Below are 23,191 nucleotides of genomic sequence, written 5' to 3' on the forward strand. Positions count from 1 at the left end.
GACCGGCCGGGCGTACGGTCGGGCGCATGACGCCGAAGGACGACACTCCCCCGCAGCTGAAGAATCCCGACATGTACGAGGCGCTCCGCGACGAGGGCGCCTCGAAGGAGAAGGCGGCGCGCATCTCCAACGCCGCCGCCCGGAAGGGCAACAGCGAGAAGAAGGTCGCAGCCAAGGGGGGCAAGGCCGGGTCGTACGACGATTGGACCGTCGACGACCTCAGGCACCGGGCGAAGGAACTCGGCCTCACGGGCTACTCCGACCTGAAGAAGGCCGAGCTGATCGAGGCGCTCCGCGAGCACTGACCGCGTGGGTCGCCGTCCGTCGACGTGTCCGCGGCCTGGTGGACGACCGGGCGGCGACTCGTCCGTCGAGCCGTCAGCTGGCCTTCTTCTTGGGGGCCGCCCTCTTCTTCGGAGCAGACGACGCGGGCTCCCCCTTCGCGGCGGTCCCCGCGCCTCCTGAACGAGACGACGTCGTGGTCGACGACTTCGCCGCAGGCTTCTTCGCCGCAGGCTTCTTGGCGGCCGGCTTCTTCGTGGCAGGCTCCTTCGCACCAGTGGAAGAGCCCGTCCCCGACGCGGCCGGCTTCTTCGCCGGCTTGCGGTGCCCGCCCGACCGGTTCTTCTCGACCGACTGACGCAGAGCCTCCATCAGGTCGATGACCTCGCCGCCCTCACCGTCGTCGTCGTCCGGCTTCTCGCCGAAGGTGGCGTCCGTGTCGAGTGACTCGCCCTCCTCCAGCTTGGCGTCGATGAGCTGCCGCAGCTCCTCTTGGTAGTCGTCGCTGAAGTCGGCCGGCTCGAAGTCGTCGCTCAGCGAGTCGACGAGCGACGACGACATGTCGAGCTCCTTGTCGGTGATGCGGGTCTGCTTCTCGAGGGCGGGGAACCTCGCCTCGCGCACCTCGTCGTCCCACAACAGCGTCTGCAGCATGAGCACGTCGCCCCGCACGCGCAGGGCGGCGAGCCGGGTCTTCTGCCTCAGCGAGAAGTGCACGATCGCCGTGCGGTCCGTCTCCTCGAGGGTGCGGCGCAGCAGCACGTACGCCTTCGGCGAGGTGCCGTCCGGCTCGAGGAAGTAGCTGCGGTCGAGCATGATCGGGTCGATCTGGTCGCTCGGCACGAACTCGAGCACGTCGATCTCGCGCGAGCGCTCCTCGGGCAGCGACTTCAGGTCGTCGCCCGTGATGACCACGGTGCGGTCGCCGTCGTCGTAGGCCTTGTCGATGTGCTCGTAGTCGACGACCTTGCCGCAGATCTCGCACTTCCGTTGGTAGCGGATGCGCCCGCCGTCCGCGTCGTGCACCTGGTGCAGCGACACGTCGTGGTCCTCGGTGGCGCTGTACAGCTTGACGGGCACGTTGACGAGCCCGAACGTGATCGCGCCCTTCCAGATCGATCGCATGACGCTCATCTTTCTCCGCGTGCGCTCCGAATGACCGTTCGCGGGGTACAGGCCCCGACCGCGGGAGGCGCGGTGCGGGCACCGTGGACGCATGAGCCAATACGACAAGAAGAACCCGGTCGACCTCTACCCCGCACCGCCGTTCCCGAAGCAGGAGCAGTCGTTGCCCGGCGAGGCGTGGAAGATGGACCCGAAGCCGGACCACGGCGAGACCAGCTACGTCGGCAAGGAGCGCCTCACCGGCTTCCGCGGCGTCGTCACCGGGGCGGACTCGGGCATCGGCCGTGCCGCCGCGATCGCGCTCAGCCGCGAGGGTGCCGACCTCGTGCTCAGCTACCTTCCCAGCGAGCAGAAGGACGCCGAAGAGGTGCGCGACCTGCTCGAGGGCGAGGGTCGCAAGGCCGTCCTCGTCCCCGGCGACATCTCGGACGAGCAGTACTGCCACGACCTGGTGCAGAGGGCCGTCGACGAGTTCGGCGGACTCGACACCCTCGTCATGGTCGCCGGCCGCATGAAGAGCAACGACGACATCCTCACGCTCACCACCGAGGACATCGACTCGACGATCAAGACCAACGTCTACTCGCTCTTCTGGCTTACCCAGGCCGCCATCCCCCACCTCGAGCCCGGTTCGTCGATCGTGACGACCGGGTCGGTGCAGGGCACGCAGCCCAGCCCCGACAAGATCGACTACGCCCTCACCAAGGGTGCGATCGGCGTCTTCACCTCGGGTCTCGCCCAGCAGCTCGCACCCAAGGGCATCCGCGTCAACCAGGTCTCGCCCGGACCGGTGTGGACTCCCCTGCAGCCCGGCTCCGACGACGCCGAGACGGTGTCGGAGTTCGGCGGCCAGGCGCCGTTCGGTCGTCCCGGTCAACCCGCCGAGCTGGCCGCGGCCTACGTGCACCTCGTGAGCCCCGAGTCGAGCTACACCTCGGGCGCGACCATCACGATCGCCGGAGCGATGCCCGCGGTCTGACCCGCGCCTCCTCGGCTCGGTCGTCCTGACGACACCCCGGCCCGTCGTCCCGCTCGCGCGGGGCGGCGGGCCGCGGTCGTCCCCGTGGCCGAGAGGCGGTGACGAGACCCGGCGAGGACGAGACCCGGGTAGAACGAGAAGCACACGAGGCAGGGAGGCGCGCGATGGCGGGCAAGGGACGCGGCGAGACCGTCGAGGTGGGCGGGCACCGGCTGCAGCTGACGAACCTCGACAAGGTGCTCTACCCCGACGCGGGCACGACGAAGGCCGACGTGCTGGGCTACTACGCCTCCGTGGCCGAGTGGATGCTGCCGCACGTCGAGGGCCGGCCGGCCACCCGCAAGCGCTGGGTCGACGGCGTCGACGGCCAGGTGTTCTTCGAGAAGAACCTGCCCGACTCGGCGCCCGACTGGGTCGCCCGGCACACCATCGAGCACAAGGACCACGCGAACGTCTACCCGATGGTCAACGACCTGGCGACGCTCACCTGGCTGGCGCAGGTCGCCGCCCTCGAGGTGCACGTCCCGCAGTGGCGGTTCGGCCCGAAGGGGGCGCAACGCAACCCCGACCGGCTGGTTCTCGACCTCGACCCGGGTGAGGGCGTCGGCCTCGCCGAGTGCGTGGCCGTGGCGACGCTGCTGCGCCCGATCGTCGAGGGCATGGGACTCGAGCTGATGCCCGTCACGAGCGGCAGCAAGGGCGTCCACCTCTACGCGCGGCTCGACGGGCGGCAGACGAGCGCCCAGGTCGGCGAGGTCGCCCACGAACTGGCCCGTGCGATGGAGGCAGACCACCCCGACCTCGTCCTCAGCACGATGGGCAAGGCCGACCGCCGGGGCAAGGTGCTGCTCGACTGGTCGCAGAACAACGGCGCCAAGACGACGGTCGCGCCGTACTCGCTGCGGGGGCGGACCCGGCCGACCGTGGCGATGCCGCGCACCTGGCGCGAGCTCGCCTCGAAGACGCTCGTGCAGCTCGAGTACACCGACGTGCTCTCGCGTCTGAAGCGGCGCGGCGACCCCCTGGCCGACGTCTCCGCCCACGTGCCGGTGCCGTCGGGGGAACTGGGCGAGGACTTCCGCAACACGGAGGCCGCGGACCACGACCCGTCCGAGAAGACCCGGGACCGCCTCGAGGTCTACCGGTCGAAGCGGGACGCCTCGAAGACCGCCGAACCGGTGCCGGCCGACGCCCCCGCCTCGACCGACGGCACGAGCTTCGTCATCCAGGAGCACCACGCGAGCTCGTTGCACTGGGACTTCCGGCTCGAGCACGACGGCGTCCTCGTCAGCTGGGCGCTTCCCAAGGGCGAGCCCGACGATCCCGGCACCAACCACCTCGCCGTGCAGACCGAGGACCACCCGCTCGAGTACGGCACCTTCGAGGGCACGATCGCCAAGGGCGAGTACGGCGCCGGCGAGGTCACGATCTGGGACTCGGGCGAGTACGACCTCGAGAAGTGGCGCGACGGCAAGGAGGTCATCGTCGTGCTGCACGGCGAGCAGCGGGGCACGCGACGCGTGGCGCTGATCCACACCGGGCACGGCGGCGGACGGGCCGAGTCGAACTGGCTCATCCACCGCATGAAGGACGAGTCGGGTGACGGTGGCGGCCACGCGAGTGCGCACGCCGGGAGGTCGGACGTCGGCACGTCCTCACGCACGTCGCGCGCGGCCGGCGGCTCCCCCGGAAAGGCGAGCCGCGCCTCCTCGGCTCGTGACGCGAAGGAGGAGATGCCCGCACCCGACCCGGTCGCCCCGATGCTGGCGACGACGGGCGACGCGCACGACGTCGCCGAGGGCGGGTGGGCGTTCGAGATGAAGTGGGACGGCATCCGCGCGGTGGCGGTCGTCCACGACGGCGCGGTCACGTTGACCAGCCGCAACGGCAACGACCTCACGCCGGCCTACCCCGAGCTGCAGGTGCTGGCGGAGCGGGTCGACGGCGACGGAGGCGCGGTGCTCGACGGCGAGATCGTGGCCGTCGACGAGAAGGGTCGCCCCGACTTCGGCCTGCTGCAGACGCGCATGGGGCTGACGCGGCCCCGCGACGTGGCCCGGGCGGCGAAGGGTGCACCCGTCAAGCTGTTGCTCTTCGACGTCATGCGGGCCGAGGGGCGCTCGCTCGTGAAGGACGGGTACGACGACCGGCGCGAGGTGCTCGAGCGGATCGTCGAGAGCGGCGGCGCGATCGACGTGCCCCCGGCGTTCGAGGGGGACCTGGGGGCGGCGGTCGCCACCTCGAAGCGCCTCCGGCTCGAGGGCGTGGTCGCCAAGCGCCGCGACGCGACCTACAGCGCCGGCCGACGGTCGCGGGCCTGGATCAAGATGAAGCACCACCAGACGCAGGAGGTCGTGATCGCCGGCTGGCGCCCCGGTGCCGGTCGACGGGCGGACGGCGTCGGCTCGCTGCTGATGGGCGTGCCCGGCGACGACGGGCTGCACTACGTCGGCCGGGTCGGCACGGGGTTCACCGACCGCGAGCTCGACGAGCTGCTGCCGTCGTTGCGGGCGGCCGAGCGGAAGACCAGCCCGCTGGTGGGCGTGCCCGCGGTCGACGCGCGCGACGCGCACTGGGTCACCCCGTCACGGGTGGGCGAGGTGTCGATCGCCGAGTGGACCGCGACCGGGCGGCTGCGGCAGCCGAGCTGGCGCGGGTGGCGACCCGACAAGTCGCCCGACGACGTCGTCCGCGAGGGGTGAGGCACCGCACGACGCCACGAGGTGGGCACGGCACCAGGAGAAGGCCTGGCGCTGTGCCCATCTCCTGGCGCCGTCTGGCGGGAGGGGCATCGATGTGCGCCCCCCGGGTGTTGAGTGCAGCATGAGCACACCTCCCCCGGCCCCGAGCGACGCCGCGACCCTGCGCGGCCGCAGGGTCGTGCTCGTCGTCGCCGTGCTGGCCTCGTTCGTGGCGTTCCTCGACGGGTCGATCGTCACGGTGGCGCTGCCCGCCATCGCCCGCGAGCTCGGCGGCACGGTAGCTGGAGGCGCAGCCGGCGACGGCGGCGCCGGCCTCGCCCTGCAGCAGTGGGTCGTCGACGCCTACCTCCTGACACTGGGATCGCTCATGCTCGTGGCCGGCTCGCTCAGCGACACGTTCGGCCGGGTGCGCGTGCTGCGCGCGGGGCTCGTCGGCTTCGCCGTGACGAGCCTGCTCGCCGCCCTCGCCCCCGACCCGGGCCTCTTGATCGCCGCCCGCGCGCTGCAGGGCGTCACCGCGGCCCTGCTCGTGCCGAGCAGCCTCGCGCTGATCACCTCGACCTTCAGCGGTCCGGCCCAGGGCAAGGCCATCGGCAGCTGGACCGCCTGGACCGGAGTCGCCTTCCTGATCGGCCCGCTGACCGGCGGCGCGCTCGTCGACACGCTCGGCTGGCGCTGGGTGTTCGCCGTCGTCGTCGTGCCCGTCGTCCTCACGCTCGGGCTGATGAGCCGCCTGCCCGGCGACGCCCACCGGGGTGGCGAGGGGTCTCCCCCACGGGTCGACGTCGTCGGCGCGGTGCTGGCCGCCGTCGGCCTGGCCGGACCCGTCTTCGCGCTCATCGAGGGGCAGCGCGTCGGGTTCGGCGCCTGGTTCGTCGTCACGCCGCTCGTGGTCGGGCTCGCCGCGCTCGCCGCCTTCGTCTGGTGGGAGCGCCGCACGACCGCCCCGATGATGCCGCTCGGCCTGTTCCGCACCCGCACCTTCACGGTCGGCAACCTGGCCACCGTCGGCATCTACTCGGCGCTCAGCCTCGGCACCCTGACGATCCCCCTCGTCGTGCAAGAGCTGGCCGGGCTGCCGGCGACGCTGGCCGGTCTCGTCACCCTGCCCACGACGATCGTCTCGTTGCTGTTCTCGACGCTCTTCGGCACGCTCGCCGCCACGCACGGGCCCCGCCCCTTCATGACGGTCGGGCCGCTGATCACCGCGAGCGGGTTCCTCTGGATGCTCCTCGTCCGCGACCCGATCGACGTCTGGTGGCAGATCGTGCCCGGCGTGGTCCTGTTCGGCTTCGGCCTGTCGGTGACCGTCGCCCCGCTGACCTCCACGGTGCTGTCGCAGATCCCGTCAGGGCAGTCGGGCATCGCCTCGGCGGTCAACAACGCCATCTCGAGGGTGGCCGGGCTCGTCGCCGTCGCCTTCCTCGGCGTCATCGCCGGAGGCGCGCTCACGGTGGGCGGGTTCCACCGCGTCGTCGTCGTCGTCGCCGTGCTGCTCGTGACGAGCGCGCTGGTGTCGTTCGTCGGCCTGCGCGCCCGCACCCGCGCCTCCTGAACCGGGTCGCGCCCGGCAGCGTCGAGCAGCGCTGCACCGCGTTTCGTGCACCACACCCGGTCGAGACGAGGCGCGGTGCACGAGACGCGGTGCGCTGTCACCCGGGGAGGGACCACCGCGGAACGCGGACCCGCCCCCATTGCCCTCGAAGCGCCTGTGACCCTACGATGAGCCAGACGTGAGCCGCCCTCGTTCGGGGGTGGCTCCAGCTCTGTCGTGAGACAGCCGTGATTACAAGGGAGTAATCGTGTCCGCTGCCCCTGCCCGCTCCTCCTCGACCCCTCGGTCGCGTCCCGCACGTCGTCGACGCCGCGGTCTCGCGCTCGCCGCCGGGACCGCCGCCGCGGCCCTGCTGCTGAGCGGCCTGCCGGCGATCGCCGCCCAGGCCGCCCCCGTCGACCTCGCCCGTTTCGGCACGGTCACCGCCTCGGCGAGCCAGGCCGACGGCGACGGCACGTTCCCCGCCGAGGCCCTGATCGACGGCGACCCCGCCACGCGCTGGGCCAGCGGCAACGGCCCCGACGAGGACGTCGAGTTCACCGCGTCGGTGATCGTCGACCTCGGCGGCACCGCCCGCGTCGACGCGATCGGCCTCGACTGGGAGACCTCGTACGCCACCGACTACACCGTCGACGTCACGTCGGGCGACCCGACGCTGGCCGAGAGCTGGACCACGGCGCAGACGGTCACGAGCGACGGCGGGCGTGACGACGTCACCCTCTCGACCCCGACCGACGCCCGCTACGTGCGCGTGAGCATGCTGAAGCGCGCCGCCGCCACCTGGGACGCGACCCGCGAGCACTTCTACGGCTACTCGGCCTACGGCCTCCAGGTCTTCGGCGAGGCGCAGACGCGCTCGGTCACCTTCGACCGATCGACCGCCACCGTCGCGGCCGGTCAGACCCTCACCGCCGGCCTCAGCCTCACCGGCCCGAGCGACGAGCCGGTCACCGTGCGCGTGCGCTCCACCGGCGGCACGGCGACCGCGGTCACCGACTACGCGGCCCTTGACGAGACCGTGACCTTCGCGCCCGGCGCGACCAGCGCCTCCGTCGACCTCGTGACGACGTCGACCGGCGCGCTCAGCCCGCGCAAGACCATCGAGCTGACCGCGTCCGAGCCCAGCGACCCGACCGTGCTCGGCACGCGGGCGACCCTGACCGTGGCCCTCACCCCGACGGGCACCCTGCCCAACGCGGGTGCGACGACCGTGCTCGACGACTTCGAGGGCGGCGTGCCCGCCGGCTACTTCGGCTGGGGCCAGAGCCCCGAGGTCACCCCCGTCCTCGACACCGTGGAGGCGCAGCGCGAGGGAGCGACGGGCGGCCAGGCCCTGCGTGCCACCGTCGCCGGCCCCACCACCGCCGAGAGCTGGTTCGGCTTCTCGCACGACACCCCCGCCACCGACTGGAGCGACGCGGACGGCTTCTCGTTCTGGTTCCAGGGCACCGCCTCGGGCCTGCCCCTGCACTACGAGCTGAAGAACGGCAACGCGGCCCTGTTCGAGCAGACCGTCGTCGACGACAGCGCCGACTGGAAGCAGGTCAGCGTGCTGTTCGCCGACCTGCGGCAGAAGGGCCAGCCGTCGAGCGACCTGCGCTTCGACCCCTCGGCCTCGACCGGCTTCGCCGTCACCCTGACCGGACTCGGCGCGGGCTCGTGGCAGTTCGACGACGTCGCCCTCTTCGAGCGCGCGACGACGATCGAGGACTTCGAGGGCGACGTGCCGCTCGGCACGACGACCGACCCGGTCGGCTTCTTCACCTGGGGCTCCCCCGCACCGCTCGAGCCCACGATCAGCCGTGACGTCACCGTGCAGGAGCGCGACGGCCGTGCCGACAACCACGTGATGAGCGGCGACTTCGCGATCCCGGCGGGCGGCTACGGCGGCCTCAGCCACAACCTGGCCGACAGCCAGGACTGGTCGAGCTACCAGGGCCTGAGGTTCTGGTGGTACGCGTCGCAGTCCAACAACCCGGCCTCGCCGACCGCGGGCGCCGACATCAAGGTCGAGGTCAAGGACGGCAACCCGACCGGTGGCAGCACGGCCGAGACGAGCGAACTCTGGGCGACCACCTTCAAGGACAACTGGGGCAGCAGCACCAGCCGCTGGAAGCTCGTCGAACTGCCCTTCTCGTCGTTCACCCCGTCGGGCTACCAGCCGGGCGACGCGGCGACGACGAACGGCACGCTCGACCTGACGAGTGCCTTCGGCTACTCGTTCACCTTCACCCCGGGCACCCCTGCCCCGGTCGGCTACGCGATCGACGACACGCAGCTGTACGGCACCCCGGCGAGCGCCGCGTCCGTCACGGTCGACCCGTCGCAGGACGTCTACCTGGTCGACGCCGGCGGCTCGGTCGAGATCCCGCTGACCGTGACGACGGCGGGCGACGAGCCGCTCGCGTCGGACGTGTCGGTCGACTGGACGACCGCCGACGGCACCGCCGCCGAGGGCACCGACTACGACGCCGCGTCCGGCACGGTGACCTTCGCGGCGGGGACCGCCTCGGGGACGGCGCAGCCCGTGACCGTGTCGACCCGCGCCTCCTCGGGGGCCGCCGAGTCGAAGGAGTTCTCGGTGTCGCTGGCGTCGACCACGGCCAAGGTCGGCGACGGCCCGCGCGTCGTGATCGGTGCGCACGACCTGCCGTACCTCGACGCCTCGCTGCCGACGGCCGACCGCGTGGCCGACCTGCTCGGACGCATGACGCTCGACGAGAAGGTGGGCCAGATGGCGCAAGCCGAGCGGCTCGGCCTGTCGTCGCCGCAGGACATCAGCGGTCGCGCGCTCGGTTCGCTGCTGAGCGGTGGCGGTTCGGTGCCCGAGGGCAACACCGCGGTCGCGTGGGCCGACATGGTCGACGCGTACCAGCGCGAGGCCCTGTCGACCCGCCTGCAGATCCCGATGGTCTACGGCGTCGACGCCGTCCACGGCCACAGCAACGTCGTGGGCGCGACGATCTTCCCGCACAACACCGGCCTCGGCGCGACCCGCGACCCGGCCCTCGTCGAGGAGATCGCCCGCGTGACGGCGACCGAGGTGCGCGCGACCGGCGTGCCGTGGACGTTCGCCCCGTGCCTCTGCGTCTCGCGTGACGAGCGCTGGGGTCGCAGCTACGAGTCGTTCGGCGAGGACCCCGACCTGGTCCGCACCTTCGCCGCCCCGTCGGTGGTCGGCCTGCAGGGCGACGACCCCACCGACATCGGCGGAGCCGACGAGGTGCTCGCCACCGCCAAGCACTGGGCCGGTGACGGCGGCACGAGCTACGACGAGTCGGTCGCGGGCACGGGCGCGTACCCGATCGACCAGGGCGTCACGAACGCCGACTCGCTCGAGGACTTCACCCGGCTGCACGTCGACCCGTACCTGCCGGCCCTCCAGGCGGGCGTGGGCACGATCATGCCGTCGTACTCGGCGGTCGACCTCGGCGACGGCCCGGTGCGCATGCACGAGAACGCGGCGCTCAACACCGGCCTGCTGAAGGGCGACCTGGGCTTCCGGGGATTCCTCATCAGCGACTGGGAGGGCATCGACAAGCTGCCGGGCGGCAGCTACGCCGACAAGGCCGTCCGTTCGGTGAACGCCGGGCTCGACATGGCGATGGCGCCCTACAACTACGGTGCGTTCATCGACGCGATCGTGGCGGCGGTGCGCTCGGGCGACGTCGCCGAGTCGAGGGTCGACGACGCCGTGCGGCGCATCCTCACCCAGAAGTTCGACCTGAACCTCTTCGAGCAGCCGTTCGCCGACCGCACCAACGTCGACGGGGTCGGCTCGGCCGAGAACCGTGCCGTGGCCCGTCAGGCCGCCGGCGAGTCGCAGGTGCTGCTGAAGAACGCGGGAGGCGCGCTGCCGTTGGCCGCGGACGCCGACCTCTACGTCGCCGGCTCCACCGCCGACGACCTCGGCCGCCAGATGGGCGGCTGGACGATCAGCTGGCAGGGCGGTTCGGGCGACACGACGACCGGGACGAGCATCGCCGAGGGCATCCGCGAGGTCGCCCCGGGAGCCTCGGTCACGCTGAGCCCCGACGCGTCGGCCCCGATCGGCGCCGGTCAGACCGGTGTCGTCGTCGTCGGCGAGCGTCCGTACGCCGAGGGTCAGGGCGACGTGCCCAACAACGGCTCGAGCCTGTCGCTGACGGCGTCCGACCAGGCGATCGTCGACGAGGTGTGCGCGGCGACCGCCTCGTGCGTCGTGCTCGTCGTCTCGGGCCGTCCGCAGCTGCTCGGCGACGTCGTCAGCGCGGCCGACGCGGTCGTCGCGTCCTCGCTGCCGGGCTCGGAGGGCGCCGGCGTCGCCGACGTGCTGTTCGGCGACCGGCCCTTCACCGGACGCCTGCCCGTGACCTGGGCGGCGAGCGCCGACCAGGTGCCGATCAACGTCGGCGACGCCGACTACGAACCGCTCTACCCGTACGGCTGGGGCCTGCGCACCGACAGCGAGCGCGACCGTCTGGAGGCGCTGGTCGCCTCCCTGCCCGAGGGCGCGGCCCGTGAGGCGGTGCAGGACGTGCTCGACGCCGACGTGTGGGACGCCGACGGGACGGTGACCGACGCGGCCACGGCCCTGCGCCTCCTGCTCGCGGCCGTGACGCCGTTCGGCGGCACCGACCTCGGCGCGATGGCCACGGCCGACGACCTCGTGTCCATCGCCCGCGACCTCGCCCAGGCGGCGATGGTCGACGGCTCGGCGGCCGACGGGTCGGCCGCCCTGACGGCCGACGCCGAGAACGCCCTGCAACGCGGACTGCCCGACGTGGCCCTCGCGCGGTTCGCGACGGTCCTCGGCATCGAGCTGGGCGTCGTCGAGCCGACGAAGGTCGTCGTGCCCGGCACGCTCGACCCCGCGACCGCACGACCGGGCGACACGGTGTCGATCACGGCGACGGGCTTCGTGGGCGGCGAGGCCCTGGCGGGCACGGTGTTCTCGGAGCCGCAGTCGATCGGTGGCACCGACGCCACGGCGGCCGGAGTCGGCGTGCTGCGGTTCGTCGTGCCGGCCGACCTCGAGCCCGGGGCGCACGTCGTCGAGCTCGAAGGGTCCGGGCAGATCGCGCGGGCCACGCTGACGGTGCTCGCGGCGGCCGGTCCCGGCGACCCCGGAACCCCCGGGGGCGGCACGCCGGGTGACGGCACCCCCGGTGCCGGCACCCCCGGTGCCGGGACGCCGGGTGCGGGGACGCCGGGTGGCGGCTCGGGCTCGGGGACCGGCTCGGGCGGCACCGTCGTCGCCTCGCCGGCCGGGCTCGCCTGGACGGGCTCGGGCGAGTGGATCGGCATCGCCGTCGCGGCGTTCCTGATCATGGCGCTCGGGGTGGCCCTGCGACTGCGTCGTCCGCGCGACCGCGGCTGATCCGCCCGGTGGCGCCACGCCAGGCCACGACACGACCCTGAACCCCGTTTCGAACGATGCACCCCGTCTCTTCCGGGTGCGTCGTTCGGAACGGGGTTCTCCGGCACCTCGGCTCGTCCGCCCCGCCCCCTCCCCTGCCCCGGCGCCTCCGGGCTGCTAGCGTCGCCGGGTGCTCACCACCGACCGCCTGCTGCTGCGCCGCTGGCGTGACTCCGACCGGCAGCCGTTCGCCGCCCTGAACGCCGACCCCGAGGTGATGCGCTACTTCCCCTCGACGCGCACGCGCGCCGAGAGCGACGCGATGGTCGACCGGCTCGACGCCGCGATCGAGTCCGACGGGTTTGGGCTCTGGGCCGTCGAACGTCGCGACACGGGGGCCTTCGTCGGCTTCGTCGGGCTGTCGCGTCCGTCGTTCGACCCCGTGCTCGACCAGCAGGTCGAGATCGGCTGGCGGCTCGCCCGGGACGCGTGGGGCCGCGGCTTCGCGACCGAGGCCGCGCGCGAGGTCGTCCGCCTCGCGTTCGACCCGGCCGGTGCCGACCTGCCCGCCCTCATCAGCTTCACCGCCGCGATCAACGAACCGTCCCGCCGCGTGATGCGCCGCCTCGGCATGACGCACGACCCGGCCGACGACTTCGAGCACCCGGCGCTGCCACCCGGCCACGAGCTGCGGCCGCACGTCCTCCACCGGCTGCGCCGCGCCTCCTGACCGGTCCGCCGACGCCGTCCCGTGCTGCCGATCGCGACGAAGCTGGGTCCGCCACAGGCCACGGAGTCCGGGGCTCTCCGCGCGGATCGTGGTTCACCGCGGCGCCGGCTCGGCCTCGCAGCCGTCATTCGCAGCCGATGCCGTCACCGTCACGGTCGAGGTGGCTTGCGTACCCAGGGTCGCCTACTCGGACTGGGGCGGCACCCGCGGCGCGCGCAGCCGTGCAATTCGCGTAGTAGGTGGACGTCGACCGGGCCGGCGCCTGTGCTGCGGCAGCAGCGGCAGCCTGTTCCGCGGCAACCCGATCCGCTTCGGCCTGGGCGGTTGCGGCCTGCTCAGCGGCCACACGATCAGCCTCGGCCTGTGCAGCCGCCGCCGCAGCTGCCTGATCGGCTGCAGCCTGCTCCGCCGCGGCTTGCTGTGCAGCCTCTTCGGAGGCGATCCGAGCGGCCTCGGCGTCGGCCGCGGCACGTTCGGCCTCGAGCTTCGCTCGCTTCTCCTCTTCGATGTCCGCGGCTACCTTGGCTCGTTCCTCTTGGTCGGCACGATCCTTGTCTGCCTGCGACGTGGCAGCGAAACCTGCCACCGATTGACTTTCTCCGGCGGCAGTGCTCGGGTCACTCGACGGAGCCGGAGCGACGACACCGCCCACCACGAGGACGATGACGGCGCCGACAGAGGCCAACGCTCCTGCCCCTCGCGAGGGAAAGCCGAGCAGGCCTTTGCGACCGCTGACCACGGTATACAGCGCGAACCCTCCGCCGAGGAGGCCGGCCATGATGAGCAGGCCACTCAAGCCCGATGACACGAGACCGAGCAGCAAGGCGAGGGCCACGAGGGCATAGCCGATGTACCGCGGGCGAAACCCTCGCGGCCGGCGGTCGGAAGTGGGCGGGTTGACGTTCGTCATGAGGTTCCTGTCCAGCGTGATGACGGCCCGTTCGGGCGAGAGCCGTGATGACGATAGCTCAATTCATGGAGGCTCTCGCGCCCCCCATCCGGGGTGTCACGCCCCACCAATGACCGATGTGGCCGCGGCGAAGCACAGCATGTGGGTCAGCCACACGACACCGGACCCACCACGCGCGATCAGGTTCACCGCACCGCGGGGGCGGGCTCGACTCCGATCAGGCCGTCACCCGGACCCGCCGCGCTCAGGGCCGCCCCCACGTCGGTCAGATGCACCGTCTCGCCGACGAGCGACCCCAGCGGCCACCGTCGCCAGGCCTCGGACGCCCACGCGACGGCCGACGCGAGCCTCTCGGGCCCGGTGTCGCCCGCTCCCGTGACCGTGACGAGCCCCTCGACGAGTCGCGCGCCCGCGACGACGACGTCGTCCCCGCGCACCGTCCCTCGCGCGAGCACGACGACTCCCCCGACCGCGACCTGTTCGACCAAGGTCGACGCCCCGGCCCCGTCGACCGCGAGCCCGACCGTGCGGTGGCGCCCCGACCGGTCGACGGCCGCGAGCACCCGCGACAGGGCGTGCGGCCCGGCCGTCGCCGCGGGGTCGACCACGGCGACGGCGCCGAACGCGCGCGACCGCTCGCGCCGCGCCTCCTGCGGGTCGACGACCACGACGCGGGCACCCGAGTCGGTCGCCATCGCCGTCGCGACCAGTCCGAGGGTGCCGGCCCCCGACACGACGACGACCTGGCCGGCGACGGACGGCAGGCCGGAGAGCCCGAGCACCGAGGAGGCGCGGTCCAGCATCTCGGCGGCCGTCGCGGTCGCCCCGGCCACCGGCGCGAGCACGGCCGCGGGCACGTCGTCGGAGACGACCAGCACGGCGGTGCCCCGGCGCAGGTGCACGTGGCTCGCGAACGCCCCGGAGAGCTGCCAGCTGCGTCGCGTGCGCTCGCGCCCGTACCCCTCGAGCGACGTGCACGCCGCGCCCAGGCCGCGATGGCAGGCGGCACACCGGCCGCAGGTCACGGTGCGTGACCAGACGACGCGCATGCCCGGCCGCAGCCGCCGACCGTCGTGGGCCCGCGCGTGCTCGTCGGCCTCGACCACGCGCCCCACGGCCGAGCCGCCGAGCACGACCGGTGCCGGCACGCCCGCCCGCCCGCTCACCACGTCGACCTCGTCCGCCCCGGCGACCGCGAGCTCGACGGCGACCAGGGCGTCCCCGCGCGCGAGCCGCACGCCGGGCACCGCGATCTCGCTGAAGCCCGCACCGCCTCGCCCGCCGGTCCCGACCCCCACGCCGCTCCCGCCCCCCGCGCCCGGGCCGAGCCAGACCTGGGCCGTCGCCGGCGGGTCGAGGCACACGTCGCGACCGTCGAGCACCGGACGCATCGGGTCGGCCCGCAGCCGCCCCGCCTGCGTCGCCCTCGACATCGTCCCCGCCCCTCGCGCCCGGCCTCCGGCGCACGCCACGACCCTAGGCAGCGCGGGTGGCGGGCGGGCGAACCCCCGGCGTCCACCCGGTGAACGCGGCGATCCGTCGAGTGGGCAGGAGATGCCGTCGCCCACCTCGTGACCAGCGTCTCCTGCCCACTCGAGCACCCACGGCAGCACGGGAGGCGCGGATCGGGTCAGCCGACCGGCACGAGTCCCAGCGCGCGGATCACCTCGTCGACCTCGTCCTCGGGCGACCGCCCGGCGTCGACGACGACGTGTCGCTCGTCGGCCTCGGGCGGTTCGAGCGTCGCGACCTGCGAGTCGAGCAGCGACGTCGGCATGAAGTGCCCCTCTCGGGCGGCCATCCGGTCGCCGAGCAGGTCGCGGCTGCCCCGCAGGTAGACGAAGACGACGTTGTGCTCGCGCAGCACGTCGCGGTACGTCCGCTTGAGCGCCGAGCAGGTGATCACGCCCGGCACCCCGGCCATCGCGTGCTCGACGATCCACGACGAGACCGTGTCGAGCCACGGGGCCCGGTCGTCGTCGTCGAGCGGCCGGCCCGCGGCCATCTTCGCGACGTTCTCGTCGGGGTGCAGGTCGTCGCCCTCGTACGAGTCCCAGCCGAGCCGCTCGGCGAGCAGCGCCGCGACCGTCGACTTGCCCGAACCCGACACGCCCATGACGACGAGCACGGGGTCGGTGGCGTACGGCCCTCGGGCCGGCACCGCGCCTCCTGCGCTCCCGACGGCCACGGCCGAGGAGGCGCGGTCGACGCCCTCGAGGACGCCCATCAGATGAAGACGCTCGCGAGCATGACGCCGGCCAGGGCCGTGAGGCTGAGGACGCACTCCATCAGGCTCCAGGTCCTGAAGTTCTGGCCGACGGTGGTGCCGAGGTACTCCTTGATGAGCCAGAAGCCGGCGTCGTTCACGTGGGACAGGAACACCGAGCCCGCTCCGATGGCGAGCACGAGCAGCGACGCCTCGGGGGTCGACATGTCGGCGGCGAGCGGGGCCATGATGCCGGCGGCCGTGACCGTGGCGACGGTGGCCGAGCCGGTGGCGACGCGCACCAGCGCGGCGACGACCCAGGCGACGAGCAGCACGCTGACGCCCGACTCCGAGACGGCGTCGCCGATCACGGTGCCGATGCCGGTGTCGATCAGCACCTGCTTGAACCCGCCGCCGGCGCCGACGATGAGCAGGATGCCCGCGACGTCGGGCAGCGACGAACCGAGCGTCTTCGACACGGCCGCCTTGTCCATGCCCCCGGCGCGGGCGTAGAAGACCATCGCGTAGAGCACGGCCACCGTCAGCGCGACCATCGGCGTGCCGAGGAACTCGAGCAGGTCGACCCAGGCACCCGTCGCGGCCGGGAGCGCCGCCTCGCGGATCGAGCGGGCGAGCATCAGCACGACGGGCAGCAGGATGCCGACCAGGGCGTTCGCGAAGCTGGGGCGCTTGCGGACCGAGCCCTCGCCGCCGTCCTCCTCCTTCGAGACGAAGAGGTCGGGCACGGGCACGGGCGCCCACCTCGCGGCGAGCGTCGAGAACAGCGGCCCGGCGACGATGACGGTGGGGACGGCCACGAGCACGCCGAGGCCGAGGGTGAGGCCGAGGTCGGCGCCGACGGTCGAGACGGCGAGCAACGGGCCGGGGTGCGGCGGCACGAGCGCGTGCATGGCCGAGAGGCCGGCGAGCGCCGGGATGGCGATGCGCATGAGCGGCAGGCCCGACCGGCGGGCGACGAGCACGATGACCGGGATCAGCAGCACGAGGCCGACCTCGAAGAACATCGGCAGCCCGATCAGGGCGCCGATCAGGGCCATCACCCACGGCAGCGCCTTCTGCGACGACCGGGAGATGAGCGTGTCGACGATGCGGTCGGCCCCGCCGGAGTCGCTGAGCAGCTTGCCGAACATGGCCCCGAGGCCGATGAGGATGCCGACGCTCGTCATGGTCGAGCCGAATCCGGTGCCGAAGCTCGTGACGGCGTCGCCCGGCGCGAGGCCCGCGCCGATGCCGACCCCGACCGCGCCGAGGAGCAGCGCGAGGAAGGGATGGACCTTCAGCCAGGTGATGAGGCCGACGATCACCACGATGCCCGCGAGGGCCGCGATGATCAACTGCGCGTCGGTGCCCGAGGGCGTGGGGGCGGCGGTCGCCGCGGCGAGGAGGTGCATCCGGTCGCGTCCTTCCGAGGACGCGTCACTGCGACCTCTTCGTCGTGGGCCGAGGCCCGGGGGTTGTCGATCGCCGGGGCCCGACGGATGTCTGGCAGTCTGGTCTGACGAACGAATCTGATTAGTGTGAATAATCAGACTTATGGAGTGTGCCACAGTCGGCACGACCGCGCCACCCGTGCCCACCCCACCCCCTCGCAAGGAGTCGACGATGATCCCCGGCCTCGCAGCATCACGAGAACGCGGCCTGCACGCCCGCGTGGTCGACGTCCTCGGCACCGAGATCGTCGACGGTCGGCTCGCCGTGGGCTCCATCCTCAACCTCGACGACCTCGCGGCCCGGTTCACCGTCTCGCGGTCGGTGCTGCGCGAGGCCCTGCGGGTGCTGCAGTCGCTCGGCATGGTCGAACCGCGACAACGCATCGGCACGCAGGTGCTGCCCCGCACCTCGTGGGACCTCATGAACCCGCAGATCATCCTCTGGCGGGGGCGCAGCCCCGAGTACTTCGTCCAGATGCGCGAGCTGCTCGAACTGCGGCTCGGCCTCGAGCCGGTCGCGGCCCGGCTGAGCGCGCTGGCCGGCACGCCGGACCAGGCGTCCGCCGTCGAGGAGGCGGCACGCACGATGGTCGCGGCCGCCGCGGCCGGCGACGGGCGCGCCTACCTCGAGGCCGACGTCGCGTTCCACACCGCGGTGCTGCGGGGTTCGGGCAACGACGTCATCGGCCACTTCGCCACGACCGTCGAGGCGCTGCTGCGCACCCGCACCGAGGAACGCCGCTTCACCATCACCGGGTACACGCCGGCGGCGGCCGAGCTCCACCTCGACCTGGCCCTCGCGATCCGGTCCGGCGACGCCGACGACGCCTTCTCGCGCGCCTGGCGACTGATCGACACGACCGTCGACGAGTTCGTCGCCGAGGCCGGCGGCTCCACGACCCCCTGACCCGCGCCTCCCGTCCTGGTCGGCCGGCACGCCGAGGAGGCGCGGCGAACGCACAGGCGTCCGTCACGTCCCGTTCACGCACCGGTCGCCCGCGGGGTGGAGCATCGACGCATGATCTCGCTCAGCGCCCTCGTGAAGCCGAAGGACGGAATCCACTCGCTCCGCCTGCTCGAGAAGAGCCTCCGCGACCACTACGAGAACGTGCCCGTCCGGGACCACCAGTACCTCGTCCGGTTCGCCGACGGCCCCGCCCTCGTGACCGACGAGCTCGCGGGCCTGCGCGTCGACGTCGTCGTCTCGGACGAGCGGGCCGCCTCGCACTTCCGCGAAGCCCTCGCCGGCGAGATCGCGACGCGCGTGCTGGGCCGCACCGTCGACGTCGTGTGGTCCCGCTCCGCGACCGTGCCGGCGCCGCTGCGCTGAGGCGCACCGGAGACCGACGGGGTCAGTCGCCCTCGGCGTCGGCGGCGTCGATCAGCTTCGTCATCGTGCGGTGCAGCACGACGAGCTCGTCGTGCGTCACCCCGAGCCGCGCCATCATGCGCCCGGGGATGCTCTCGGCCTCGTGTCTCAACGCGGTGCCCTCGGGGGTCAGCTCGATCGACAACGCGCGCTCGTCGTCGGCCCGCCGCCCTCGGGTCAGCAGCCCCTGGGCCTCGAGCCGCTTGAGCAGCGGGCTGAGTGTGCCCGGGTCGAGCCGCAGCAGACGACTGAGTTGGCGACCCGACAGCGGGGCGTGTTGCCACAGGGCCAGCATCACGAGGTACTGCGGGTGCGTCAGCCCGAGCGGCTCGAGCACGGGACGGTAGGCCGCGACGACGCCTCGTGACGCCACCGACAGCGCGAAGCAGATCTGGCTCTCGAGGTCGAGCGGGTCCGCGGCCCGGGGCGCGCCAGAACCCACGATGCCGACGCCGCTCACGCCGGCGGCGCTCATGCCCGCGGCACCGGGCAGTGCACCATGGTGCGGACGCCCGTCCGGTCGACGACGTGCTCGTCCATCGGCGCGCCGCAGAGCGGACAGGCCCCACCGTGCTGCGGCGCGACCGCGGGAGCCTCGTTCTTCACCCCCAGCTGGGCGCCGCCGATGTAGGGCCGCAGTCGGGCGTTCATGCGCTCGACCAGGTCGCCGAACCTGCTGCCGTGTTCGTGGTGCCGCTCGGGTCTCGTCATGATCCTGAGTGTACCAACCATTGGTACACCAAGCAATGGCGGAACCACTCCCCTCGTCGGCTACAGCCCGGTGCCCCCGGACGGACGACCGCGCCCGACCCGACGAACGGGACGGGCGCGGATCGGTCGAGCCGAGGAGGCGCGGGTGACGCCGGTCAGGCCGCCGTGCGTCCCTGCGCGAGCGTCTGGTGTGCCCGGGCGGCGAGTTCGCCGCGGACCAGCACCTCGTAGCGTCCGGCCTCCATGGTGCGCACGGACGAGAAGTCGCGGCGGCCGCGCAGCATCTTGTGGCCGACGAAGCCCCACAGGGCCCCCCACAGCGCACCGAGGCCGACGGCCACGAGCAGGACGCCGATCCAGGCGCCGGTCGGGGCGAAGATGCCGAAGAGCAGGCCGAGCAGCAGACCGAACCAGGCCCCACCACCGGCGCCACGGCCGGCGGCCTTGCCCGAGGTCAGGCGACCCGAGACGTTCTCGACGGTGCGGATGTCGTGCCCCACGATCGACACGCTCTCGACGGGGAACCCCTCGTCCGAGAGCAGGTCGACGGCGGACTGGGCGTCCTCGTACTTGGTGAACGAGGCGAGCACCTGGGGGTAGCCGGCTCCGGCGAACGCGCCGATGCCGCCGGGGCCGGGCGTGCCGGAGGTCGGGGTCGCCTGCGGGCCGGGCTGGGCGTAGCCGGGCTGACCGTACGGCGCCCCCTGCGGCGGCACCTGCTGGCCGGGAGCCTGCTGCCCGGGGACGGGGCCCGCGTTCGGCGCCTGCTCGGGCGTGGCCTGCGGCCCCGCGCCCTGTGGTGCGTACTCGCCGTACGCGGGACGCGGGCGGTCGTCGGGGGTGGGCGTGGTGTCCTGCTCGTTGCTCATGCTCCCGTTCTATCCTGCCCGCGTCCATGCGGAGGGAATGCACAGATGCCCCACAGCAAGCCTTGGCCGGCTCCCAGACGTGGACTCCGTGCCGACACCGGCACGGTGCGGCAGGATCGACGGATGACCACCACCCACGTCCTCGTGCTCGACTTCGACGGGACCGTCTGCCTGGGCGACGGCGCCGTCCTGACGTACGGGCGCCTCCTCGACGACGCCCTCGCGGCGACCGACGACGGGCACCCGCGTCGGGTGGTCGAGGCCGTCCTGGCACGCTTCGTCGGCAGTCCGCTCGACGACGAGCCCGAGGGGGTCGACGAGGCCCTCGCGCACGCCCAGGGTTCTCCCGACGGGTACGTCGTCGCCGAGCGGGTCTCGCGGGCACTCGGCGTCGACGACGCGGCCCGCTCGGCCGCCTACGCGGGGGCCCGCGCCGCCCTCGCCGAGGGACGCCTCGACATCTCCGCACCCGACGGGCTCGCCGGGTTCCTCGACGCGCTGCCCGAGGGCGTGCGGGTCGTGCTCGTGACGAACTCCCCCGAGCACGGCGTGGTGCAGCCGCTCGAACGGCTGGGGCTCGCCGACCGCGTCGACGAGATCGTCACCGACGCCCGCAAACCGTCGGGCCTGCCGGCCGTGCTCGACCGGCTCCGGGCCGAGGCGGGCCTCGGCGACCGGCCCGACCGCCTGCTCAGCGTGGGCGACATCTGGCCGAACGACCTCGAGCCGGCCGCGGCACAGGGGTCGCCGACGGCCCTGGTCGAACGCTTCGCCGCCCCGGACGCCCGACCGACGCACCGGGCGACGACGCTGCCCGAGCTGTACCCGGCGATCCGCGCCTGGGCGACCGGCGCCTCCTGAGCCGCACCGTGCCTCCCGGGGCGAGGACGACCTCAGACCGTCGCCGGCACCACCGCGAAGCGTGCGCCGGGGTGGTCGGCCGAGAGGTGCGGGCCGGGGCGACCGAGCATCTGCTCGCGGAGCGTCCCCGTGGCGGGCTCGGCCGGCATGCGGCCGCGGCGGCGCAGTTCGGGCACGACGAGCTCGGCGAAGTCGGCCAGGTCGGCCGTGCCGAAGATCGGCTCGAGCAAGAAGCCGTCGAGGTCGGTCTCGTCGACCAGCCGCTCGAGCTCATCCGCGACCTCGACCGGGTCGCCGACCAGCTGCAGGCCGCGCGTGCCCTTGCCGCGCAGGTCGTCGAGGATCTCGCGCACCGTCGGTGCCGGTGAGCCGTCCTTCGGCAGGAACCGGTCGATGTTGCTCTGACCCATCTGACCGACGGGTCCGCCGTCGTCCTGCAGCTGCGTCAGGTCGCGCGAGGGGTCGAGCGAGAGCAGGTCGATGCCCGTGTTGCCCGCGTAGAGGACGGCGACGACCTCGTCCGTCTGCAGGTCGTCGAACTCCTTCCGCAGGGCGACGGCCTCGTCGTGGGTCGGGGCGACCGTCACGGTCAGCCCCACCATGATCTTGACCGACCCGGGGTCGCGACCGAGGGCGGCCGCCTTGGCCCGGATGTCGGCGACGTTCGCGGCCGTCTTGGGCACCGTGGTGCCCTGCACGAAGACGCACTCGGCGTTGCGCGCGGCGTAGGCACGGCCCCGGTCGGACGTCCCGGCCTGGAACAGCACGGGCGTGCGCTGCGGAGAGGGGGCGACCGTGAAGTAGCCCGACGACCGGAAGTGCTCGCCGGCGAACTCGACGCGGTGGATGCGGTCGCGGTCGGCGAGGACGCCGGCCTCGGCGTCCCCGCGGAACGCGCCGTCCTCCCAGCAGCCCTCCCACAGGGTCATCGCCAGGTCGACGTACTCGTCGGCCTGGTCGTAGCGGGCGTCGTGCCCGCGCATCTCGTCGTGGCCGAACAGCTCGGCGACGGTGTTCTGCGAGGCGCCCGTGACGATGTTCCAGCCGATGCGTCCGCCGGTCAGGTGGTCGAGGGTGGCGAAGCGGCGGGCGGACTGCACGGGGTGGTCCAGGCCGGTCGACGAGGTGACGACGAAGCCGAGACGTTCGGTCTCGCGCGCGAGGGTCGGGATCAGCAGCGCCGGGTCCATCCCGGGGAAGTTGATGCCGCCGCGGGCCGCCGTCTCGGGCAGGTCGCCGTCGATGGACGGGTAGCCGAAGCCGTCGGCGAAGAACAGGAAGTCGAAGCCGGCCCGGTCGAGCAGCTTCGCCATGCCGATCCACAGGTCGAGCCCGTGGTAGCCGAGCGAGTCGCTGCGGGGGTGGGACCAGCTGAGGGTGCCGCCGACCTGGGGGCCGGCGACTTCGAACACACCGAGACGGATCTGCTTCATGCCGTCAGTGAACCGGATGGTTCACCGCGAGTCCAGCGTCGAAACGAACTCTTAACACGTCGAGCGGTCAGCGGGTCCCGTCGGCGGCTGCGCGGACCCGGGCGACCAGCGCCTCCGTGGCCTCCACCGCGGCGCGGTCGACGGCCCGGCTCGACCCGGCGCTGAGCAGCGTCGCCTGGAAGCCGCGCCAGAGCGCGACCGTCTCGTGCGCGAGGGACTCGGCCCGCGCCTCCTCGACGCCCTCGGCGCGGTACGCCGCCGCGACCTGGCCCACCCATTCGGTGCCGATGTCGCCGAGCAGCGTGGCGTAGCGCTCGCGGTCGAAGCTCGCGAGGCCGAAGACCTCGAAGAACAGTCGGTTGAAGGGCTGGTTGACCGGATCGGACACGGTCCGCCAGACGGCGAGGAGGCGCTGGTCGAGCGGCAGGTCGGGCCCGGCCAGGTGGTCCACGACCCCCACGATGCCCGGGAACCGCCGCTCGGCGCCGTGCAGGGCCGCGACGACCAGCTCCTCGCGGCTGCCGAAGTAGTAGAGCAGCATGCGGTTGTTCGAGCCCACGGCGGTCGCGAGGCCGCGCAGCGTGAGCTGGCCGACGCCGTTCGCGAGGACGTGGTCGACGACGCGTTCGAGCAGCTCGGCCCTCTTGTCCGAGGACTCGCGCGTGGTCAT

Annotated in this window: 19 protein-coding genes; 9 read left to right on the plus strand and 10 right to left on the minus strand. The window is 73.0% G+C overall.

Features of this window, described 5'->3' with window-relative positions:
* The first annotated feature begins 26 nt into the window (after window positions 1-26).
* Window positions 27-305: a DUF7218 family protein gene (locus ABID81_RS03005; RefSeq protein WP_354593355.1), complete on the plus strand. Its 279-nt coding sequence runs from the start codon at window positions 27-29 to the stop codon at window positions 303-305.
* Between the two features lie 73 nt (window positions 306-378).
* On the opposite strand, the gene ku is transcribed toward ABID81_RS03005, so the two are convergent.
* On the minus strand, window positions 379-1,407 hold the full coding sequence (ku, locus tag ABID81_RS03010; protein ID WP_354593356.1) for a non-homologous end joining protein Ku: 1,029 nt from the start codon (window positions 1,405-1,407) through the stop codon (window positions 379-381).
* Between the two features lie 91 nt (window positions 1,408-1,498).
* On the opposite strand from ku, the gene ABID81_RS03015 reads away from it, so the two are divergent.
* The 5 genes from ABID81_RS03015 (at window position 1,499) to ABID81_RS03035 (ending at window position 12,711) form a co-directional block, all read left to right on the plus strand.
* The gene (locus ABID81_RS03015; protein WP_354593357.1) at window positions 1,499-2,386 is read left to right on the plus strand and encodes an SDR family oxidoreductase; all 888 of its coding nucleotides are present in this window, start codon (window positions 1,499-1,501) and stop codon (window positions 2,384-2,386) included.
* 164 nt (window positions 2,387-2,550) lie between these two features.
* The gene (locus tag ABID81_RS03020) at window positions 2,551-5,088 is read left to right on the plus strand and encodes an ATP-dependent DNA ligase (RefSeq protein ID WP_354593358.1); all 2,538 of its coding nucleotides are present in this window, start codon (window positions 2,551-2,553) and stop codon (window positions 5,086-5,088) included.
* A gap of 121 nt (window positions 5,089-5,209) precedes the next feature.
* The gene (locus ABID81_RS03025) at window positions 5,210-6,643 is read left to right on the plus strand and encodes an MFS transporter (protein ID WP_354593359.1); all 1,434 of its coding nucleotides are present in this window, start codon (window positions 5,210-5,212) and stop codon (window positions 6,641-6,643) included.
* Between the two features lie 247 nt (window positions 6,644-6,890).
* Window positions 6,891-12,002, plus strand: coding sequence for a glycoside hydrolase family 3 N-terminal domain-containing protein (locus ABID81_RS03030; protein ID WP_354593360.1), 5,112 nt, complete (start codon window positions 6,891-6,893; stop codon window positions 12,000-12,002).
* Window positions 12,003-12,171: 169 nt separating this feature from the next.
* A complete protein-coding gene (locus tag ABID81_RS03035; RefSeq protein ID WP_354593361.1) occupies window positions 12,172-12,711 on the plus strand; it encodes a GNAT family N-acetyltransferase in 540 nt (179 codons plus the stop codon).
* 124 nt (window positions 12,712-12,835) lie between these two features.
* On the opposite strand, the gene ABID81_RS03040 is transcribed toward ABID81_RS03035, so the two are convergent.
* The 4 genes from ABID81_RS03040 to ABID81_RS03055 form a co-directional block, all read right to left on the minus strand.
* Entirely contained in the window at window positions 12,836-13,621 is a 786-nt protein-coding gene (locus ABID81_RS03040) for an excalibur calcium-binding domain-containing protein (protein ID WP_354593362.1), read from the minus strand.
* 185 nt (window positions 13,622-13,806) lie between these two features.
* Window positions 13,807-15,054 (minus strand): alcohol dehydrogenase catalytic domain-containing protein, encoded by a 1,248-nt coding sequence (locus ABID81_RS03045; RefSeq protein ID WP_354593363.1) that lies wholly within the window; start codon window positions 15,052-15,054, stop codon window positions 13,807-13,809.
* 197 nt (window positions 15,055-15,251) lie between these two features.
* On the minus strand, window positions 15,252-15,737 hold the full coding sequence (locus ABID81_RS03050) for a gluconokinase (RefSeq protein WP_354593807.1): 486 nt from the start codon (window positions 15,735-15,737) through the stop codon (window positions 15,252-15,254).
* A gap of 110 nt (window positions 15,738-15,847) precedes the next feature.
* Entirely contained in the window at window positions 15,848-17,239 is a 1,392-nt protein-coding gene (locus ABID81_RS03055; RefSeq protein WP_354593364.1) for a GntP family permease, read from the minus strand.
* A gap of 211 nt (window positions 17,240-17,450) precedes the next feature.
* On the opposite strand from ABID81_RS03055, the gene ABID81_RS03060 reads away from it, so the two are divergent.
* A complete protein-coding gene (locus ABID81_RS03060; RefSeq protein WP_354593365.1) occupies window positions 17,451-18,185 on the plus strand; it encodes a FadR/GntR family transcriptional regulator in 735 nt (244 codons plus the stop codon).
* Window positions 18,186-18,296: 111 nt separating this feature from the next.
* A complete protein-coding gene (locus ABID81_RS03065) occupies window positions 18,297-18,608 on the plus strand; it encodes a hypothetical protein (RefSeq protein ID WP_354593366.1) in 312 nt (103 codons plus the stop codon).
* A 22-nt stretch (window positions 18,609-18,630) separates the two neighbouring features.
* Here ABID81_RS03065 and ABID81_RS03070 read toward each other — a convergent pair whose 3' ends face one another.
* The 3 genes from ABID81_RS03070 to ABID81_RS03080 all read right to left on the minus strand — a co-directional run bounded on the left by ABID81_RS03070 (window position 18,631) and on the right by ABID81_RS03080 (window position 20,227).
* Window positions 18,631-19,122, minus strand: coding sequence for a MarR family winged helix-turn-helix transcriptional regulator (locus tag ABID81_RS03070; protein ID WP_354593367.1), 492 nt, complete (start codon window positions 19,120-19,122; stop codon window positions 18,631-18,633).
* Window positions 19,119-19,358 carry a hypothetical protein gene (locus ABID81_RS03075; protein WP_354593368.1) on the minus strand — a complete coding sequence of 80 codons (240 nt, stop codon included), beginning with the start codon at window positions 19,356-19,358 and terminating at the stop codon, window positions 19,119-19,121. Before ABID81_RS03075 ends, ABID81_RS03070 begins: the two co-directional genes overlap by 4 nt.
* A 155-nt stretch (window positions 19,359-19,513) precedes the next feature.
* The gene (locus ABID81_RS03080) at window positions 19,514-20,227 is read right to left on the minus strand and encodes a general stress protein (protein ID WP_354593369.1); all 714 of its coding nucleotides are present in this window, start codon (window positions 20,225-20,227) and stop codon (window positions 19,514-19,516) included.
* Window positions 20,228-20,350: 123 nt separating this feature from the next.
* On the opposite strand from ABID81_RS03080, the gene ABID81_RS03085 reads away from it, so the two are divergent.
* Window positions 20,351-21,088, plus strand: a complete 738-nt coding sequence (locus ABID81_RS03085) for an HAD family hydrolase (RefSeq protein WP_354593370.1) — start codon at window positions 20,351-20,353, stop codon at window positions 21,086-21,088.
* Window positions 21,089-21,120: 32 nt separating this feature from the next.
* Here ABID81_RS03085 and ABID81_RS03090 read toward each other — a convergent pair whose 3' ends face one another.
* Window positions 21,121-22,521, minus strand: coding sequence for an NtaA/DmoA family FMN-dependent monooxygenase (locus tag ABID81_RS03090; protein WP_354593371.1), 1,401 nt, complete (start codon window positions 22,519-22,521; stop codon window positions 21,121-21,123).
* 67 nt (window positions 22,522-22,588) lie between these two features.
* Window positions 22,589-23,191, minus strand: coding sequence for a TetR/AcrR family transcriptional regulator (locus ABID81_RS03095; RefSeq protein WP_354593372.1), 603 nt, complete (start codon window positions 23,189-23,191; stop codon window positions 22,589-22,591).

This window comes from Frigoribacterium sp. PvP054, assembly GCF_040547465.1.
Taxonomy (GTDB): domain Bacteria; phylum Actinomycetota; class Actinomycetes; order Actinomycetales; family Microbacteriaceae; genus Frigoribacterium.

What these genes read in the sequence shown, in the direction of transcription:
- ABID81_RS03005 (WP_354593355.1), top strand. Translation starts at nt 27, where the DNA reads ATGACGCCGAAGGACGACACTCCCCCGCAGCTGAAGAATCCCGACATG.
- ku (WP_354593356.1), bottom strand. Translation starts at nt 1,407, where the DNA reads ATGCGATCGATCTGGAAGGGCGCGATCACGTTCGGGCTCGTCAACGTG.
- ABID81_RS03015 (WP_354593357.1), top strand. Translation starts at nt 1,499, where the DNA reads ATGAGCCAATACGACAAGAAGAACCCGGTCGACCTCTACCCCGCACCG.
- ABID81_RS03020 (WP_354593358.1), top strand. Translation starts at nt 2,551, where the DNA reads ATGGCGGGCAAGGGACGCGGCGAGACCGTCGAGGTGGGCGGGCACCGG.
- ABID81_RS03025 (WP_354593359.1), top strand. Translation starts at nt 5,210, where the DNA reads ATGAGCACACCTCCCCCGGCCCCGAGCGACGCCGCGACCCTGCGCGGC.
- ABID81_RS03040 (WP_354593362.1), bottom strand. Translation starts at nt 13,621, where the DNA reads ATGACGAACGTCAACCCGCCCACTTCCGACCGCCGGCCGCGAGGGTTT.
- ABID81_RS03045 (WP_354593363.1), bottom strand. Translation starts at nt 15,054, where the DNA reads ATGTCGAGGGCGACGCAGGCGGGGCGGCTGCGGGCCGACCCGATGCGT.
- ABID81_RS03050 (WP_354593807.1), bottom strand. Translation starts at nt 15,737, where the DNA reads ATGGGCGTGTCGGGTTCGGGCAAGTCGACGGTCGCGGCGCTGCTCGCC.
- ABID81_RS03055 (WP_354593364.1), bottom strand. Translation starts at nt 17,239, where the DNA reads ATGCACCTCCTCGCCGCGGCGACCGCCGCCCCCACGCCCTCGGGCACC.
- ABID81_RS03060 (WP_354593365.1), top strand. Translation starts at nt 17,451, where the DNA reads ATGATCCCCGGCCTCGCAGCATCACGAGAACGCGGCCTGCACGCCCGC.
- ABID81_RS03065 (WP_354593366.1), top strand. Translation starts at nt 18,297, where the DNA reads ATGATCTCGCTCAGCGCCCTCGTGAAGCCGAAGGACGGAATCCACTCG.
- ABID81_RS03070 (WP_354593367.1), bottom strand. Translation starts at nt 19,122, where the DNA reads ATGAGCGCCGCCGGCGTGAGCGGCGTCGGCATCGTGGGTTCTGGCGCG.
- ABID81_RS03075 (WP_354593368.1), bottom strand. Translation starts at nt 19,358, where the DNA reads ATGACGAGACCCGAGCGGCACCACGAACACGGCAGCAGGTTCGGCGAC.
- ABID81_RS03080 (WP_354593369.1), bottom strand. Translation starts at nt 20,227, where the DNA reads ATGAGCAACGAGCAGGACACCACGCCCACCCCCGACGACCGCCCGCGT.
- ABID81_RS03085 (WP_354593370.1), top strand. Translation starts at nt 20,351, where the DNA reads ATGACCACCACCCACGTCCTCGTGCTCGACTTCGACGGGACCGTCTGC.
- ABID81_RS03090 (WP_354593371.1), bottom strand. Translation starts at nt 22,521, where the DNA reads ATGAAGCAGATCCGTCTCGGTGTGTTCGAAGTCGCCGGCCCCCAGGTC.
- ABID81_RS03095 (WP_354593372.1), bottom strand. Translation starts at nt 23,191, where the DNA reads ATGACCACGCGCGAGTCCTCGGACAAGAGGGCCGAGCTGCTCGAACGC.